Origin of the sequence: Saccharothrix mutabilis subsp. mutabilis (genome assembly GCF_039521145.1) — a bacterium.
GTDB classification, from domain to species: Bacteria; Actinomycetota; Actinomycetes; order Mycobacteriales; family Pseudonocardiaceae; genus Actinosynnema; species Actinosynnema mutabilis.
Genome location: NZ_BAAABU010000001.1, coordinates 837841 through 852161, shown reverse-complemented (window position 1 = coordinate 852161; position 14321 = coordinate 837841). Strand labels below are relative to the sequence as shown.

The 14321-nt window shown below is 71.5% G+C and carries 15 protein-coding genes; 8 read left to right on the top strand and 7 right to left on the bottom strand.

What is annotated here, in order from left to right; all coding sequences use genetic code 11:
• Positions 1 to 142: 142 nt before the first annotated feature.
• Both ABD126_RS03745 and ABD126_RS03740 read right to left on the bottom strand, forming a co-directional pair.
• Positions 143 to 772 (bottom strand): response regulator, encoded by a 630-nt coding sequence (locus tag ABD126_RS03745; protein WP_343932164.1) that lies wholly within the window; start codon positions 770 to 772, stop codon positions 143 to 145.
• Entirely contained in the window at positions 769 to 1875 is a 1107-nt protein-coding gene (locus ABD126_RS03740) for a sensor histidine kinase (protein WP_343932163.1), read from the bottom strand. The genes ABD126_RS03745 and ABD126_RS03740 overlap by 4 nt, the downstream gene beginning before the upstream one ends.
• Before the next feature lie 110 nt (positions 1876 to 1985).
• Here ABD126_RS03740 and ABD126_RS03735 point away from each other — a divergent pair, with 110 nt between their 5' ends.
• Both ABD126_RS03735 and ABD126_RS03730 read left to right on the top strand, forming a co-directional pair.
• Complete coding sequence (locus ABD126_RS03735; protein ID WP_343932162.1) at positions 1986 to 2528, top strand: hypothetical protein; 543 nt, start codon at positions 1986 to 1988, stop codon at positions 2526 to 2528.
• Positions 2529 to 2681: 153 nt separating this feature from the next.
• Positions 2682 to 3509: a tRNA (adenine-N1)-methyltransferase gene (locus ABD126_RS03730; RefSeq protein ID WP_343932161.1), complete on the top strand. Its 828-nt coding sequence runs from the start codon at positions 2682 to 2684 to the stop codon at positions 3507 to 3509.
• A 112-nt stretch (positions 3510 to 3621) separates the two neighbouring features.
• Here the strand turns inward: ABD126_RS03730 and ABD126_RS38935 are convergent, their stop codons facing one another.
• On the bottom strand, positions 3622 to 4401 hold the full coding sequence (locus ABD126_RS38935) for an Rv0361 family membrane protein (RefSeq protein ID WP_486374850.1): 780 nt from the start codon (positions 4399 to 4401) through the stop codon (positions 3622 to 3624).
• Between the two features lie 239 nt (positions 4402 to 4640).
• Between ABD126_RS38935 and arc the strand changes: the two genes are divergently transcribed.
• Entirely contained in the window at positions 4641 to 6437 is a 1797-nt protein-coding gene (arc, locus tag ABD126_RS03720; RefSeq protein WP_343932159.1) for a proteasome ATPase, read from the top strand.
• 84 nt (positions 6438 to 6521) lie between these two features.
• On the top strand, positions 6522 to 7496 hold the full coding sequence (locus ABD126_RS03715) for a hypothetical protein (RefSeq protein ID WP_343932158.1): 975 nt from the start codon (positions 6522 to 6524) through the stop codon (positions 7494 to 7496).
• Here the strand turns inward: ABD126_RS03715 and ABD126_RS03710 are convergent.
• Together ABD126_RS03710 and ABD126_RS03705 are read right to left on the bottom strand one after the other, a co-directional pair.
• Complete coding sequence (locus ABD126_RS03710) at positions 7450 to 8100, bottom strand: response regulator (protein WP_343932157.1); 651 nt, start codon at positions 8098 to 8100, stop codon at positions 7450 to 7452. The genes ABD126_RS03715 and ABD126_RS03710 overlap by 47 nt on opposite strands.
• On the bottom strand, positions 8097 to 9203 hold the full coding sequence (locus ABD126_RS03705) for a sensor histidine kinase (protein WP_343932156.1): 1107 nt from the start codon (positions 9201 to 9203) through the stop codon (positions 8097 to 8099). Before ABD126_RS03705 ends, ABD126_RS03710 begins: the two co-directional genes overlap by 4 nt.
• Before the next feature lie 108 nt (positions 9204 to 9311).
• Between ABD126_RS03705 and ABD126_RS03700 the strand changes: the two genes are divergently transcribed.
• The 4 genes from ABD126_RS03700 (at position 9312) to ABD126_RS03685 (ending at position 13376) form a co-directional block, all read left to right on the top strand.
• Positions 9312 to 10214, top strand: coding sequence for an ABC transporter ATP-binding protein (locus ABD126_RS03700; RefSeq protein ID WP_343932155.1), 903 nt, complete (start codon positions 9312 to 9314; stop codon positions 10212 to 10214).
• Positions 10211 to 10978 (top strand): ABC transporter permease, encoded by a 768-nt coding sequence (locus tag ABD126_RS03695; protein ID WP_343932154.1) that lies wholly within the window; start codon positions 10211 to 10213, stop codon positions 10976 to 10978. Before ABD126_RS03700 ends, ABD126_RS03695 begins: the two co-directional genes overlap by 4 nt.
• A gap of 87 nt (positions 10979 to 11065) precedes the next feature.
• Positions 11066 to 12094, top strand: a complete 1029-nt coding sequence (locus ABD126_RS03690) for a glycoside hydrolase family 5 protein (RefSeq protein ID WP_343932153.1) — start codon at positions 11066 to 11068, stop codon at positions 12092 to 12094.
• Between the two features lie 361 nt (positions 12095 to 12455).
• Positions 12456 to 13376 carry an aldo/keto reductase gene (locus ABD126_RS03685; protein WP_343932152.1) on the top strand — a complete coding sequence of 307 codons (921 nt, stop codon included), beginning with the start codon at positions 12456 to 12458 and terminating at the stop codon, positions 13374 to 13376.
• Here ABD126_RS03685 and ABD126_RS03680 read toward each other — a convergent pair.
• Both ABD126_RS03680 and ABD126_RS03675 read right to left on the bottom strand, forming a co-directional pair.
• Entirely contained in the window at positions 13348 to 13626 is a 279-nt protein-coding gene (locus tag ABD126_RS03680) for a DUF6191 domain-containing protein (protein ID WP_343932150.1), read from the bottom strand. The two genes, ABD126_RS03685 and ABD126_RS03680, sit on opposite strands and share 29 nt — an antisense overlap.
• A gap of 8 nt (positions 13627 to 13634) precedes the next feature.
• A complete protein-coding gene (locus tag ABD126_RS03675) occupies positions 13635 to 14132 on the bottom strand; it encodes an NUDIX hydrolase (RefSeq protein ID WP_343932149.1) in 498 nt (165 codons plus the stop codon).
• Between the last annotated feature and the right edge of the window lie 189 nt (positions 14133 to 14321).

Genomic DNA, 14321 nt, shown 5'->3' with positions numbered 1-14321 from the left:
GGCATGGACGGTGGTGCGGGCGTTACTGTGCACGCGAGGACCTCCGTGCGTCGGAACGGGTGCGTCAGACACACCCACTCCGCCCGGAGGTCCTCCCGTTCTCAACCCGACACGCCGTCAACAACCTGCGTGGTTACTACAGCTAGAGCAGCCCGGCGTCCTGCGCGAGGATCGCCGCCTGCACCCGTGAGCGCAGGTCCAGCTTGGTCAGCACCCGCGACACGTGCGTCTTCACCGTCGTCTCGCCGATGTGCAGCTTTCGCCCGATCTGGTGGTTCGACAGGCCTTCGCCGAGGCACCGCAGCACCTCGACCTCCCGCTCGGTCAACGCGTCCAGCGCCGCCGGCCGGGACTTGGGCGGCGCCGCCGCGAACTCGGCGATCAGCCGCCGCGTCACGCTCGGCGCGAGCACGCCGTCCCCGGCCGCGACCTGCCGCACCGCGTCCACCAGCGCCGCCGCCTCGACCGACTTGAGCAGGAACCCGGCCGCACCCGCCCGCAACGCCCCGTGCACGTACTCGTCCAGGTCGAACGTGGTCAGCACCAGCACGTGGCACACCCCGGCCAGCCGGCGGGTCGCCTCGATGCCGTCCGTGCCGGGCATCCGGATGTCCATCAGCACCACGTCCGGCCGCAGCTCGCGCGCCATCCGCACGGCCGCGCCGCCGTCCGCCGCCTCGCCGACCACCTCGACGTCGTCGGCCCCGTTCAGGATCAGCACCAGGCCCGCGCGGATCGCCGCGTGGTCGTCGGCCACCAGCACCCGGATCACAGCGGCAGCTCCGCCCGCACGACCCACTGCGCCCCGTCCCGGCCCGCCGCGAACGTCCCGCCCACCGCGTGCGCGCGTTCGGCCATGCTCACCAATCCCGTCCCCGATCCGTCCCCGGCGGTGCGCACCGCGTTGCGCACCACCAGCACCAACCGCCTGACCTGCCGTTCCACCCGCACGGACGCGTCGGCCCCGTGCTTCAACGCGTTCGTCAGCGCCTCCTGCAGGATGCGGTAGGCGGCCAGGTCCACCGCCACCGGCAGCCCGTCCACGTCGTCCGCCTCGAACTCCACCGCCAGCCCGCCCGCGCGCGCCGACTCCACCAGCCGCGACGCGTCCGCCAGCCGCACGGTGACCGGCTCGTCCACCGGGTCGTCGGCGCGCAGCACGTCGATCATGGTGCGCATCTCCGCCAGCGACCGGAGGCTGTTCTCCCGGACCGACTTGAGCACCGTGCGCACGGTCGCCGAGTCCGCGGGCATGGACAGCACCGCCTCGGACTGGATCGCGATGGCCGACAGGTGCCCGGCGACCACGTCGTGCAGGTCACGGGCCATGCGGGTGCGCTCGGCGTTCACCGCGGCCCGTCGGTCCAGCTCGGCGATGCGGGCCAGCTGCCGGGCGCTCTCCCGGTGCTGCCGGACGTTGGTCGCCCACCACACCGGCACCACGACCAGCGAGAACATCTGCAAGCCCGCGTAGAGCGACTCGCGCCAGTCGGTGCTGAGCACCCCCACGGTCAACGTCAGGCCCAGCGTCGCCACCGCCACGATGCCGATCAACGCCCGGTGCAGCCGCCGCGGACCGTCCAGCGACACCACGAACAGCACGTCGATGAACACCATGACCACCGGGATGCCCAGGCCCCGGGTCAGGTCGAGCAGCACCGCGCCCAACGCCAGGGCCAGCCCCAGGCCCGGCAGCGCGCGGCGGAACAGCGTCCCCAGGCAGCCGACGGCCAGGACGGCCAGGCGCGCCCACAGGGGGGTCGGCTGGTCGTCGCCGCCGAAGACCAGGTCGAGGTCGAGCAGGTAGATGACCGTCCCGAGGGCGAAGAACCCGAGCGCGACCAGCACTTCTCGGCGTTTCGGGCGGATCTGCACCCCCGCATCACAACACACGTCCGGCGCGGGGTGCGTCCTACGAAGTGATGACCCGCGGTCGATCCGGTCGCCGACGCGGCGGACCCGCTCCCACCAGCACGCTTGTCGTCGTGGTTGATCCGTTGGTCATGGTGATCGTGGCGTGTGAGGTCGGGTTCTGGGTCGTGCTCGGCCTGGGGCTGTTCGCCCGGTACGTGCTGCGCATGCGCAGGGTGGGGGGCGTGCTGCTGGTGTGCACGCCGTTGGTGGACGTGGTGCTGCTCGTGGCGACCGTCCTCGACCTGGGGAACGGGGGCGAGGCGAAGTCGGCGCACGGGCTCGCGGCGATCTACCTGGGCGTGAGCGTGGCGTTCGGGCACAGCATGCTGCGGTGGGCCGACCAGCGGTTCGCCCACCGGTTCGCCGGTGGGCCGCCGCCCTGGCGACCGCCGAAAAGGGGGCGCGCGAGGGTGCGCTACGAGTGGCGCGAATGGGGCAAGTTCGCTCTCGCGTGGGCGGTCACCGGGGCGGTGATCGGGCTGTTGGTGCTGGTCGCGGGGGACCCTGAGCGCACTCAGGCGCTGTGGGGGCAGATGGGTGGCATGACCGTGGTGGGGTTGGTCTGGCTGGTCGGCTGGCCGGTCTACCACTCGGTCAAGGAGAGGGGGGAGTAGCGCGGGCCCGCCGCGGTGGTGTTCGTGGTGGTCGGCGCGCTGCTCGCGGTGTCCGGCGGGCGGGCCGAACGACGAGGCCGCCGAGGGGGCGGCGCGGGGCTTCTGCGACCATCGTGCGCTGTTGTTCCGCATTTAAGCAGGAGGTTCGCCGCGGTGAGCACCGCCAGTGGTCCGTTCCAGCCCGGAGACCGGGTGCAGTTGACCGACCCGAAGGGACGGCACTACACGATCGTGCTCGAACCGGGCAAGGAGTACCACACCCACCGCGGCGCGCTGTCGCACGACAAGCTGATCGGGCAGCCCGAGGGGTCCGTGGTGACGTCCGTGGGCGGCACGTCGTTCCTGGCGCTGCGGCCCCTGCTGGCCGACTACGTGCTGTCCATGCCGCGTGGCGCGCAGGTGATCTACCCGAAGGACGCCGCGCAGATCGTCATGTACGGCGACGTCTTCCCCGGCGCGCGGGTGCTGGAGGCCGGGGCCGGGTCGGGTGCGCTGACCTGCTCGTTGCTGCGGGCGGTGGGGGAGAAGGGCAGCGTGACCTCGTACGAGGTGCGCCAGGACCACGCCGACCACGCGGTGCGCAACGTGGAGCAGTTCTTCGGGGAGCGGCCTGGTAACTGGTCGTTGACCGTTGGTGACGTGGCGTCGCACGAGGGCGAGGTGGACCGGGTCGTCCTGGACATGCTCGCGCCGTGGGACGTGCTGCCGGCGGTCTCGCGGGCCTTGATCCCCGGTGGTGTCCTGGTGGTGTACGTGGCGACGACCACGCAGCTGTCGAAGGTGACCGAGGCCATCCGGGAGCAGCAGCACTGGACCGAGCCGCACGCGTGGGAGACGTTGGCGCGGCCGTGGCACGTGGTGGGGCTGGCGGTGCGGCCGGAGCACCGGATGATCGGGCACACGGCGTTCCTGCTGACCACCCGGCGGCTGGCGGACGGCGTCACGCCGCCCCGGCCGCAGCGGCGTCCTTCGAAGGGCTGACCTGCGGAAACGGCCCGTGCGCCTGGTGTGCGCACGGGCCGTTCGGGGTCGGTGGGTCTGGCCTGCGGCCCCCGGTTCGATCATCGCACGGGGGACCGACAGGGCGGGCGGGTCAGCCGCCGATGCCCTCCAGCTCCTTGAACATGCCGCAGACCTTCCAGTCGCCGTCTTCCTTCACCAGGTCGATCGTGTAGTCCTTGTCCTTGATGAAGTCCTTGTAGTCGTCCGGCACGCCCGAGTACGCGACCCGCGCCTTGGCCGTCGCCTTGTCGCCGTTCTCGGTCACCTCGCCGAGCGTGTGCTGGGCCTTCATGTTCTCCAGCTCGCTGCTGCCCGGCGTGTCGCCCTCGGACTCCTTGGCCTTCTTGCGCAGTTCGTCGAACTTCGTCACGTCGCCCTTGCAGAGCAGGCCGCGGACCGACTCGGCGTCGGCGTCGGAGTCGGAGTTCTTGTTCAGCAGGGCGACGTAGGACTCGGCGGTGTCCTTGGGCGAGCCGCCGCCCACGAGCGTGACCAGCAACACCGCCACGACGGCGACCACCACCACGCCGACACCCCCGAGGATCCACGGCAGGGGGCTCTTCTTGCGCGGCGCGCCGTAAGGATCACCGAAACCACCCGGTTGGCCGTAACCGGGCTGGCCGAACTGGCCTTGCTGACCGTACGGCTGCGGCCCGGGGCCCGGCGCGCCCGGCTGCCTGGGCGGCGGGAAACCACCCGGCGGCGGTCCGTAGGGCGGCTGCTGCCCACCTTGTGGGAAACCCTGCGGCGGTGGCGGGAACCCTCCCGGTTGCCCGCCGAACCCCTGCTGCGGACCGGGCTGACCTGGTTGTTGACCGAATCCGCCAGGCTGCGGACCGTACGGTCCCGGCTGCTGAGGGGGGACGGACATCACGTTCTCCTAGAACTTTGCGCTGGTGACGGGCGAGGATGCCCGGAACACGAAAGGTGACTCGAACTAGGACGCACGGTAGCGGGCGAGGGGTTCCGTCAGACACCGGTATGGAGCAGTTCATCCGGCCGAGCGGGCGGAATGTGTGATCAACCGACCGCCGGGAACCCGGTCGATGGCCGCTTTTGTCGGTGATCGCCGGTACCGTTGTCGTACGAACACGGGAGGAGGGTGCCGACATGCAGCACGGTCATCCCGGCAGCCAGCCCGATGAGGGTGGCGAGCTGAACAAGGGCAACAACTCTGGTGAGCTGACAGCGCAGATCAGGTTCCTGGAGGACGAGATCGCGTTGTTGCGCCGCAAGCTGACCGAATCCCCCCGGCACGTCCGCTTGCTGGAGCAACGGCTCGCCGAGGCAACCGAGCGCGTCAGCCAACTGACCGAGCGCAACACCAAGCTCATCGACACCCTTCGAGAAGCACGGAGCCAACTGCTCGCCCTGCGCGAGGAAGTGGACCGCCTGGCGCAGCCGCCGAGCGGTTACGGCGTTTTCCTGGCGCGGTTCGAGGACGGCACGGTCGACGTGTTCACCTCCGGCCGGCGCATGCGGGTCTCGGTGTCGCCCGCGGTCGAGACGGCGTCGCTGGTGCTGGGCCAGTCGGTCCGGCTCAACGAGGCGCTGACCGTCGTCGAGGGCGGCGGCTTCGAGCGGACCGGCGAGGTCTGCACGTTGCGCGAGGTGCTCGAAGCCGAGGAGGAGGCCTCCATCGGGCGCGCGCTGGTCGTCGGCCACGCCGACGAGGAGCGCGTGGTGTGGCTCGCGCAGCCGCTGATGGACTCGCCGCTCAAGGCAGGCGACTCGCTGCTGGTCGACTCCAAGGCGGGCTTCGCCTACGAGCGGGTGCCCAAGGCCGAGGTCGAGGACCTGGTGCTGGAGGAGGTGCCCGACGTCAAGTACGAGGACATCGGCGGCCTGTTCCGGCAGATCGAGCAGATCCGCGACGCGGTGGAGCTGCCGTTCCTGCACGCCGACCTGTTCCGCGAGTACAAGCTGCGCCCGCCCAAGGGCGTGCTGCTCTACGGCCCTCCCGGGTGCGGCAAGACCCTCATCGCCAAGGCCGTGGCCAACTCGCTGGCCAAGCAGGTCGCGGCGGCCCGCGGCGACGACCGGCGCGAGGCCAAGAGCTACTTCCTCAACATCAAGGGCCCGGAGCTGCTCAACAAGTTCGTCGGCGAGACCGAGCGGCACATCCGGCTGATCTTCCAGCGGGCGCGCGAGAAGGCGTCCGAGGGCACCCCGGTGATCGTGTTCTTCGACGAGATGGACTCGATCTTCCGCACCCGCGGCTCCGGCGTGTCCTCCGACGTGGAGACCACGATCGTCCCCCAGCTGCTCTCGGAGATCGACGGCGTCGAGGGCCTGGAGAACGTGATCGTGATCGGCGCGTCCAACCGCGAGGACATGATCGACCCGGCGATCCTGCGGCCGGGCCGGCTCGACGTCAAGATCAAGATCGAGCGTCCGGACGCCGAGGGCGCCAAGGACATCTTCAACAAGTACCTCACGCCCGACCTGCCGATCCACGCCGACGACCTGGCGGAGTTCGGCGGCGACCCGGTGGCCTGCATCGAGGGCATGGTGCAGCACACCGTCGAGCGGATGTACGAGGAGTCGGAGGAGAACCGGTTCCTGGAGGTGACCTACGCCAACGGCGACAAGGAGGTCCTGTACTTCCGGGACTTCAACTCCGGCGCGATGATCCAGAACATCGTCGACCGGGCCAAGAAGGCGGCCATCAAGTCGCTGCTGGACACCAAGCAGCCGGGTCTGTCGGTGCGGCACCTGCTCGACGCGATCGTGGACGAGTTCGCGGAGAACGAGGACCTGCCCAACACCACCAACCCGGACGACTGGGCCCGGATCTCCGGCAAGAAGGGGGAGCGGATCGTCTACATCCGCACCCTCGTCACCGGCAAGAACCAGGAGTCCGGCCGGGCGATCGACACGGCCACCAACACCGGCCAGTACCTGTAAGAGGCGCCCTCCCCGGGAAGCCCGTCCACCTCGGGTGGGCGGGCTTCCCGCATGTGCGCGCCCGACCTGGGGTAGTCGTTGACCATGAACTGGTGGGCAGGGGCGCTCTTGGCCGTGTACGCGGCGGCCGTGTTCTTCGTGGCGCGCGACGCCGGGCACTTCTCCGCGTTGTCGATCGTGGTCGTCGTCGTGCTGGCGGCGGGCGCGGTGGGCACGTGGACCGGGCGGCGCGCCGGCCGGTGGGCCGGTTTCGGCGCGAGCGCGCTGGCCGGCGGGGCGTTGCTGGTCTCCGCCGTGCGCGACGCCGAGCCGTCGGGCTTCTGGCTGGCCGCGATGGCGTTGCTCCCGGCCGCGCTGCTGACGCGGGCGCTGTTCGGGCGGCCGGCGGTCGAGCGGCCGGAGCGCCCGGACCGGCTGTGGCTGTGGTTCCTGGTCTTCGGCGCGCTCGGCGTGGCGGCCGGTGTGGTGCTCGCGGTGACGGCCCCGGTGTGGGCGGGGGTCGGCACGGCGGCGTTCGGCGCGGGGTTCCTGCTGTTCGGGGCGGTGCTCAGGCCGGCGCGCGAGCGTGGTGACGGCCGGGACTTCCCCGCGTCGTCGGCGCGGGTGGCGGCCCTGGCGGGGTCGTTGGCGGCGCTGGCGTTCGGCGCGGGTGTCCTGGCGGCGGTGTTCGCCTCGGGCCGGCAGTGGGGTGGCGTGGGCGCGTTCGGGCTGGCGGCGGTCGCGCTGGTGTGCGGCCTGGTGGTCGTGCTGGTCCGCGGCGGCAGCGGTGTCCGCGTGGGCGAGGACGGTCTGGAGCTGCGGCTGGGGCGGCGGCACGTCCTGCTGGACTGGTCGCGGGTGGTCTCGGTGGGCCTGGCGAGCGTCTCCGGCCAGCACTACCTGCTCGTGGAGCCCGCCGACCCGGCGATCAGCGAGCGCTTCGACGGGCTGCACCGCAAGTGGTTCGACCGCCGGTTCGTGGCGTTGCCGCTGCTCACCAACTCCGCGGACCCGGAGGCGGTGCACGCGGCGGTCAGCTCCCGCCTGCCGACACCAGACCGGACTCGTACGCCGCGATGACCAGCTGAGCGCGGTCCCGGGCCTGGAGCTTGTGCAGCAACCGGCCGATGTGGGTCTTCACCGTGCCCACCGACAGGTGCAGGGTCTGGGTGATCTCGGTGTTCGACAGGCCGCGCGCGATCAGCGCCAGCACCTCGCGCTCGCGGTCGGTGATGCCGTCCAGCCGCACGGGGCGGGACTCCGGCAGGCGCGCGAACTCCGCGATCAGCCGCCTGGTCACCGACGGCGACAGCAGCCCGTCACCCTCGGCCACCACCCGGATCGCGGACAGCAGCTCCGCCGGCGGCGTGTCCTTGAGCAGGAACCCGCTGGCCCCCGCGCGCAGCGCCGCGTAGACGTACTCGTCCAGGTCGAACGTGGTCAGGATGAGCACCCGCGACTCCGGCGAGGACGCCGAGACCTCGCGGGTGGCCGCGATGCCGTCCATGCCCGGCATCCGGACGTCCATCAGCACCACGTGCGGCCGGGTGCGGGTCACCACCTTCACCGCCTGCGCCCCGTCCCCGGCCTCGCCGACCACCCGCAGGTCCGGCGCGGAGTCCACCAGCACCCGGAAGCTGCCGCGCAGCAGCGCCTGGTCGTCCACCACCACGACGTCGATCACGCGAACGGCACCTCCGCCCGCACCTGGAACCCGCCACCGCCGCGCGGCCCCGCCGCGAACGTGCCCCCGTACACCGCCACCCGCTCCCGCATCCCGATCAGCCCGTGCCCGCCACCGCCTGCGAGCACCCGTTCCCCCGGCCCGTCGTCGGTCACGCTGATCCGCACCGACGACCCGCCGACCGCCACCTCGACCCGGCACCGCGCCGGCGCGGCGTGCTTGACCACGTTGGTCACCGACTCCTGCACGATCCGGTACACGGTCAGCCCCAGCGCGTCCGGCAGCGGACCGCCGGAGACCTCCAGCTCCACCGGCACGCCCGCGAGCCCCGCCCGTTCGACCAGGCCGGGCAGGTCCTCCAGGCCCGGCATGGGCGCCAGTTCGACCGCGGAGTCCTCCGACCGCAGCACGCCCAGCAGCCGCCGCATCTCCACCAGCGTGCCCCGGCTGGTGGTCTCGATGACCGCCAACGCCTCCCGCGCCTGCTCCGGCTGCGTCTCGGCCACGTGGTTGGCGATGCCGGCCTTCACCGTGATCAGCGACAGGCTGTGCGCGACCACGTCGTGCAGCTCGCGCGCGATGCGCAGCCGTTCGTCGGTGACCGCCTTGGCCGCCTGGTCGGCCGCGGCGCGCTCGGCGTAGGCGCGGCGCACCCGGGTCGAGTGCCCCAACGCCCACGCGCCCACGAGCAGCACCGCCACCACTGTCGCCAGACCCAGGTCGTCCGGCGACGGCTCGGCGTAGAGGATCGCGGCGACGCCCGGCAGCAGCACGTAAAGGAGCACCGCCACCGACCGGTTGCGCGGCGCGGTCGCGGCGGCCATGTAGAGGGCGAAGGCGGCGGCCGAGTACGGCTCCCGCGTCATGTGCAGGAACGTGGCCACGTTCAGCGCCGTCCCCACGACCACCACCACGGTCAACGGCCACTTCCGGCGCACCGCCAGCGGCAGCCCGACCAGCCCGGCGATCGCGTAACCCAGCCACCGCGGCCCGGTGACGTGCTGGACGAACTCCAGGTAGACCAGCGTCACCAGCACGCCCGCCAGCACGTCCAGCAGGTACAGGTAGACCGTGGGCAGCCAGGCGGGCAGACGTGATCGCACGAGCCGAAGGTAATCACGCGCGGCCCGCCGGACATCGGACCACGGTCCGACCCCGATCGCAGACCGCCGTCCGATCCGCCGGACCCCTCCGCCGGCGACGCTTGTCCCGTGATCGAAGTACGCGAACTCACCAAGCGCTACGGCGCCCACCGGGCCGTCGACGGGCTGAGCTTCCAGGTCGAACCCGGGTACGTGGCGGGCTTCCTCGGGCCCAACGGCGCGGGCAAGTCCACGACCATGCGCACGATCCTCGGCCTGGACCGCCCCACCAGCGGCGAGGCCCTGGTCGACGGCAAGCGCTACGCCGACATCCCCCGGCCCCTGCACCACGTCGGCGCGCTGCTCGACGCGAGCGCCGTGCACGGTGGCCGCAGCGTCTACAACCACCTGCGGGTGCTGGCGCGCAGCAACGGCATCGGCGTCGCGCGGGTCGTGGCGACGTTGGAGCGGGTCGGGCTCGCGGGCGTCGCGGGCCGGCGGGTCGGGACGCTGTCGCTGGGCATGAAGCAGCGCCTGGGCGTCGCGGCGGCCCTGCTCGGCGACCCGGCGGTGCTGCTGTTCGACGAACCGGTCAACGGCCTGGACCCGGAGGGCATCCGGTGGATCCGCCACCTGATGCGCGGGTTGGCGGCGGAGGGCCGCACGGTGCTGGTGTCCAGCCACCTGATGAGCGAGATGGCGTTGACCGCCGACCGGGTCGTGGTGATCGGGCGCGGCCGGCTGATCCTCGAAGCCTCGATGCGGGAGCTGACCGAGCGCTTCCAGCGCGACGTGCTGGTCCGCACCGGCGCGCCGGGCGAACTCGGGGCGGTCGTGGAACGGCTCGGCGGGACCGTCCGGCAGGAGGACGGCGCGCTGCTGGTGCACGGCATGAGCGCCTACGACATCGGCGAGGCCGCCGCCCACCGGCGCATCGCGGTGCACGAACTGACCCCGCGCAGCGCGTCCCTGGAGGACGCCTACCTGGAACTGACCGACGACAGCGTGGAGTACCGGACGGTGAACCGATGAGTGACGTGCTGGCGTCGGAGTTCCTCAAGCTGCGGACCGTCCGTTCGACGTTCTACCTGCTGTTGGTGCTGGTCCTCGCGTGGTTGGCGGGCGTGCTGGTGTCGTACCTGATGACCGCCGACTACGACAGCCAGCCGCCCGAGGTGCAGGTGAACTTCGGCGCGGCGGACCCCGGCATGGTGGTGCTGCCGTTCGGGCAGTTCGTGCTGGGCGCGGTGGGCGCGTTCGCGGTGACCACGGAGTACGGCAGCGGCATGATCCGGACCGCGCTGACCAGCGTGCCGCGCCGGGGGTCGCTGCTGCTGGCGAAGACCGCCGTCGTCGGCGGGGTGTCGGCGGTCGTGGGCGGGGTGGCGACGCTGCTGGGGTTCCTGTCCGGCGAGTGGATCACCGGCGACCGGCCCAAGCCGATCTCGGCCTACGACTCGTTCGGCGAGGCGTTGCCGACGCTGCTGGCCAACACCGCGTCGTTGACCATGATGGGCCTGTTCGGGCTGGGGCTCGGGTTCCTGCTGCGGTCCACGGCGGGTGTGCTGGTGACGTTGTGCGGGCTGCTGTTCGTGCTGCCGGGCATCACTTTGCTGCTGCCCGCGCCGTGGAACGACCGGTTGTACTCGGTGATGCCGACGGTCCTGGCTCCGCAGTTGGCGGGGGAGTTGCCGGGCGCGCCGTTGAGCCCGTGGGCGGCCGGGGTGGCGATGGTGGCTTACCTGGTGGTGGCGCTGGGCGGTGGGGCGGTGGTGCTGCTGCGCCGGGACGCTTGACGGGTGCGGAGCGGGGTCGTTATGGTCCGGATAGTTAGGAAACTTTCCTCACTAATTCCGCCGCCACGACCGCGGAGGAGGAACCGCATGGCACGACTCGGGACCGTCCTGGCCCTGGCGGCCACGCTGCTGCTGCCCGGCGCTCTCGTGGCACCCCAGGCGTCGGCGATGCCCGCCGGCTCACCGGCCGAGGTGAACGGTCAGCTCAGGGTGTGCGGCGTGAAGCTGTGCAACAAGCACGGGAAGCCGATCCAGCTGCGGGGCATGAGCACGCACGGCATCCAGTGGTACTCGCAATGCGTCAAGACCCAGTCGCTCGACGCGCTCGCGAACGACTGGAAGGCCGACGTGCTGCGCATCTCGATATACATCCAGGAAGGCGGGTACGAGACCAACCCGCGCAAGTTCACCGACATGGTGCACGGCTACATCGAGGAGGCCACCAAACGCGGCATGTACGCGCTGGTGGACTGGCACCAACTGACACCCGGCGACCCGAACCACAACACGTCGCGCGCGAAGACGTTCTTCAAGGAGATCGCCGCCCGGCACAAGAACAAGACCAACATCATCTACGACATCGCCAACGAGCCCAACGGCGTGTCGTGGTCGCGGGTGAAGTCCTACGCGGAACAGGTCATCCCGGTGATCCGCGCGGAGGACCCGGACAGCCTGGTGCTGGTCGGGACGCACGGCTGGTCCACCTTCGGCCTGTCGGACGGCAAGAACCCGCAGGAGGTCGTGAACAACAAGGTCAACGCGTCGAACGTGATGTACACGTTCCACTTCTACGCGGCCTCGCACGGCTCGGAGTACCTGAACACGCTGTCGAGGGTGGCCGACCAGGTGCCGGTGTTCGTGACGGAGTTCGGCACGCAGGAGGCGTCGGGCGACGGCGGCAACGACTTCACCCAGGCGCAGAGGTACCTGGACCTTCTGTCCGCTAAAAAGATTAGTTGGGTGAACTGGAATTTTTCCGACGATGAAAGGTCTGGGGCGGTGTTCAAGCCGGGCGCCTGCTCGGGCACGTCGTTCACGGGCACGAGCAAGCTGAAGCCCGCCGGGGTGTGGATCCGCGACCGCATCCGCACGGCGGACAACTTCCCGACCGGCTGAGGGCGGGGGTGACCGGCGGCCCGGGTGGGCCGCCGGTCACGGTGTCACGCCCAGGCCAGCCGCAGTCGTGGTCTCGCACGCCCGCTTCCGCGCCGCCCCGGCTCGCTGGCCGCCCGCCCGCCTGCTCGCCGCCTCCGCCCGCTCGCCGCCTCCGCCCGCCGGCAGCTCGGCTCAACCGCCGCAGCCCGGCCGGACCACCCCCCAGGCCCGCCCGCTGCCGCCCCGGCCACCACCGCACGAGCCGCCGGCCCACCGAGTCAGCGAGCCCGCCCACCGTCCACACCGGCCGCGAGCCTCCGATCACCCCGCCACCAGGCGCGTGACCAGCGGCCGGCCGGGACCGCCGGTTACGGTGTCCGGCGTGCCCGACTTCGCGCTCGGCCTAGCCGCCCTCGGACGTCCCGCCTACATCAACCTCGGCCGCGAGCACGCGCTCCCCGCCGAACGCGACGTCGACGCCATGCGCGCCGCCTGCCACGCGGTGCTCGACGCGGCCTACGCGGCGGGCGTCCGGCGCGTCGACGCGGCCCGCTCCTACGGCCGCGCGGAAGAGTTCCTGGCCCAGTGGCTCACCACGCGCGGACACCGGGACGTCCGGGTCTCCAGCAAATGGGGCTACGAGTACGTCGCCGACTGGCGGCGCGACGCCGACACGCACGAGGTCAAAGAGCACTCGCTCGAACGGTTCACCCGGCAGTGGGGTGAAACCGAGGCGTTGCTCGGCGCGCACGTCGGCCTCTACAAGGTGCACTCGCTGACCGACGACAGCCCGCTGTACGGCAACCCAGAGCTGCTTGCCGCCCTGGGCCGCCTGCGTGACTCGGGCGTGCGCCTGGGCTTCTCCACCTCCGGCCCGAAGCAGGCGGCCACCGTGCGTCGCGCGCTGGAGCTGGAGGTCGAGGGGCGGCGGTTGTTCGAGGCCGTCCAGTCCACCTGGAACGTGTTGGAGCCCTCGGTCGGGTCCGCGCTGGCGTGGGCGCACGAGTCGGGCGCGGAGGTGTTCGTCAAGGAAGGCATGGCCAACGGGCGGCTCGCCGTGGAACCGCCCGCCCGGATCCGGGAACTGGCCGCCAAGCACGACGTGGGTCCGGACGCGGTCGCCCTGGCCGCCGTGCGCGCCCAACCGTGGGTGGACGTGGTGCTGTCCGGCGCGGCCAGTGCGGACCAGCTGCACTCCAACCTGCGGGCCGCCGAGATCGACCTGGACCCGGAGGAGTTGTCCGACCTCGCCGAACCGGCCGAGCGGTACTGGGCTACGCGGGCGTCCCTGGCCTGGGAGTGAGCCGCACCGCGCCGGAGTCGAGGTCGATCGGGCCGCGCGGGGGCGCGCCGTCCTCCTCGTCGGCGCGCTTCATCAGCTCGGTCTGCCGCTCGTCCAGCTCGATGCGCTTGCTGCCGTGCATGATCTGGGTGAACTCGTCGAACGCCGCCCGCGACACGACCGGGTGACCCTTCCTGCGGCGCACGAACCGCCACACGCGCTCACCGGCCGCCAACGCCACCAGCAGCACGGCGAGGCCGGGAATCGACATCGCGAAGATCATGCCCAGCACGAGAACCACCCCAGGATCAGCGCCCGACCGTCCGGCACCACCGGCCAGTCGGGGTCGTCGGCCTTCGCCCGCACGTCGGCGACGTCCATCCACCCGCCCCACGCCACTTCCTCGGCCTGGAGCGTGAACGGGCCGTCGCTGCGCACCTCGTAAACGTGCGCGATGTAGCGAATGGTTCCGTCCACGAACGGCGTCTTGAAACGAAATTCCGGGCGCTCGTGGACACCCAGCTCTTCGGCCAACTCCCGCACGGCGCACTCGTCGGGCGTCTCGCCCGCCGAAACCACACCGCCGCACGTCGGGTCGTACAGGCCGGGGTAGACGTCCTTGGTGTCGGTGCGGCGATGCACGAACAGCCGTTCACCGTCCAGCGACCGCACGACGATCGCCGCGCACGCGTGCCACAGGCCCTCGGCGCGCATCCGCTCGCGGGTCGCCGACCCGACCGGTTCGCCGTTCTCGTCCACCACAAGCACGTGTTCCACACGAAGATCCTCCCCAGGTCGTACCGGAAGGTGCTACCCCGGACCGACGCCCGCCGACCCGCACCGTTCCTACCTTCGTGACCGTCGCGTCACGCCGCGAGGCCGCCGTCGGCTTGTCGCGTCGCCTTTCCCGACGATCGCGCTTTTCGATCGGCGGGAAACGCGGCGCGACGAGCCGACTCCCGGGCG

Coding starts and splice junctions, on each gene's coding strand:
- ABD126_RS38935 (WP_486374850.1), bottom strand. CDS start 4,401: ATGTCCGTCCCCCCTCAGCAGCCGGGACCGTACGGTCCGCAGCCTGGC.
- arc (WP_343932159.1), top strand. CDS start 4,641: ATGCAGCACGGTCATCCCGGCAGCCAGCCCGATGAGGGTGGCGAGCTG.
- ABD126_RS03715 (WP_343932158.1), top strand. CDS start 6,522: ATGAACTGGTGGGCAGGGGCGCTCTTGGCCGTGTACGCGGCGGCCGTG.
- ABD126_RS03695 (WP_343932154.1), top strand. CDS start 10,211: ATGAGTGACGTGCTGGCGTCGGAGTTCCTCAAGCTGCGGACCGTCCGT.
- ABD126_RS03690 (WP_343932153.1), top strand. CDS start 11,066: ATGGCACGACTCGGGACCGTCCTGGCCCTGGCGGCCACGCTGCTGCTG.
- ABD126_RS03680 (WP_343932150.1), bottom strand. CDS start 13,626: ATGTCGATTCCCGGCCTCGCCGTGCTGCTGGTGGCGTTGGCGGCCGGT.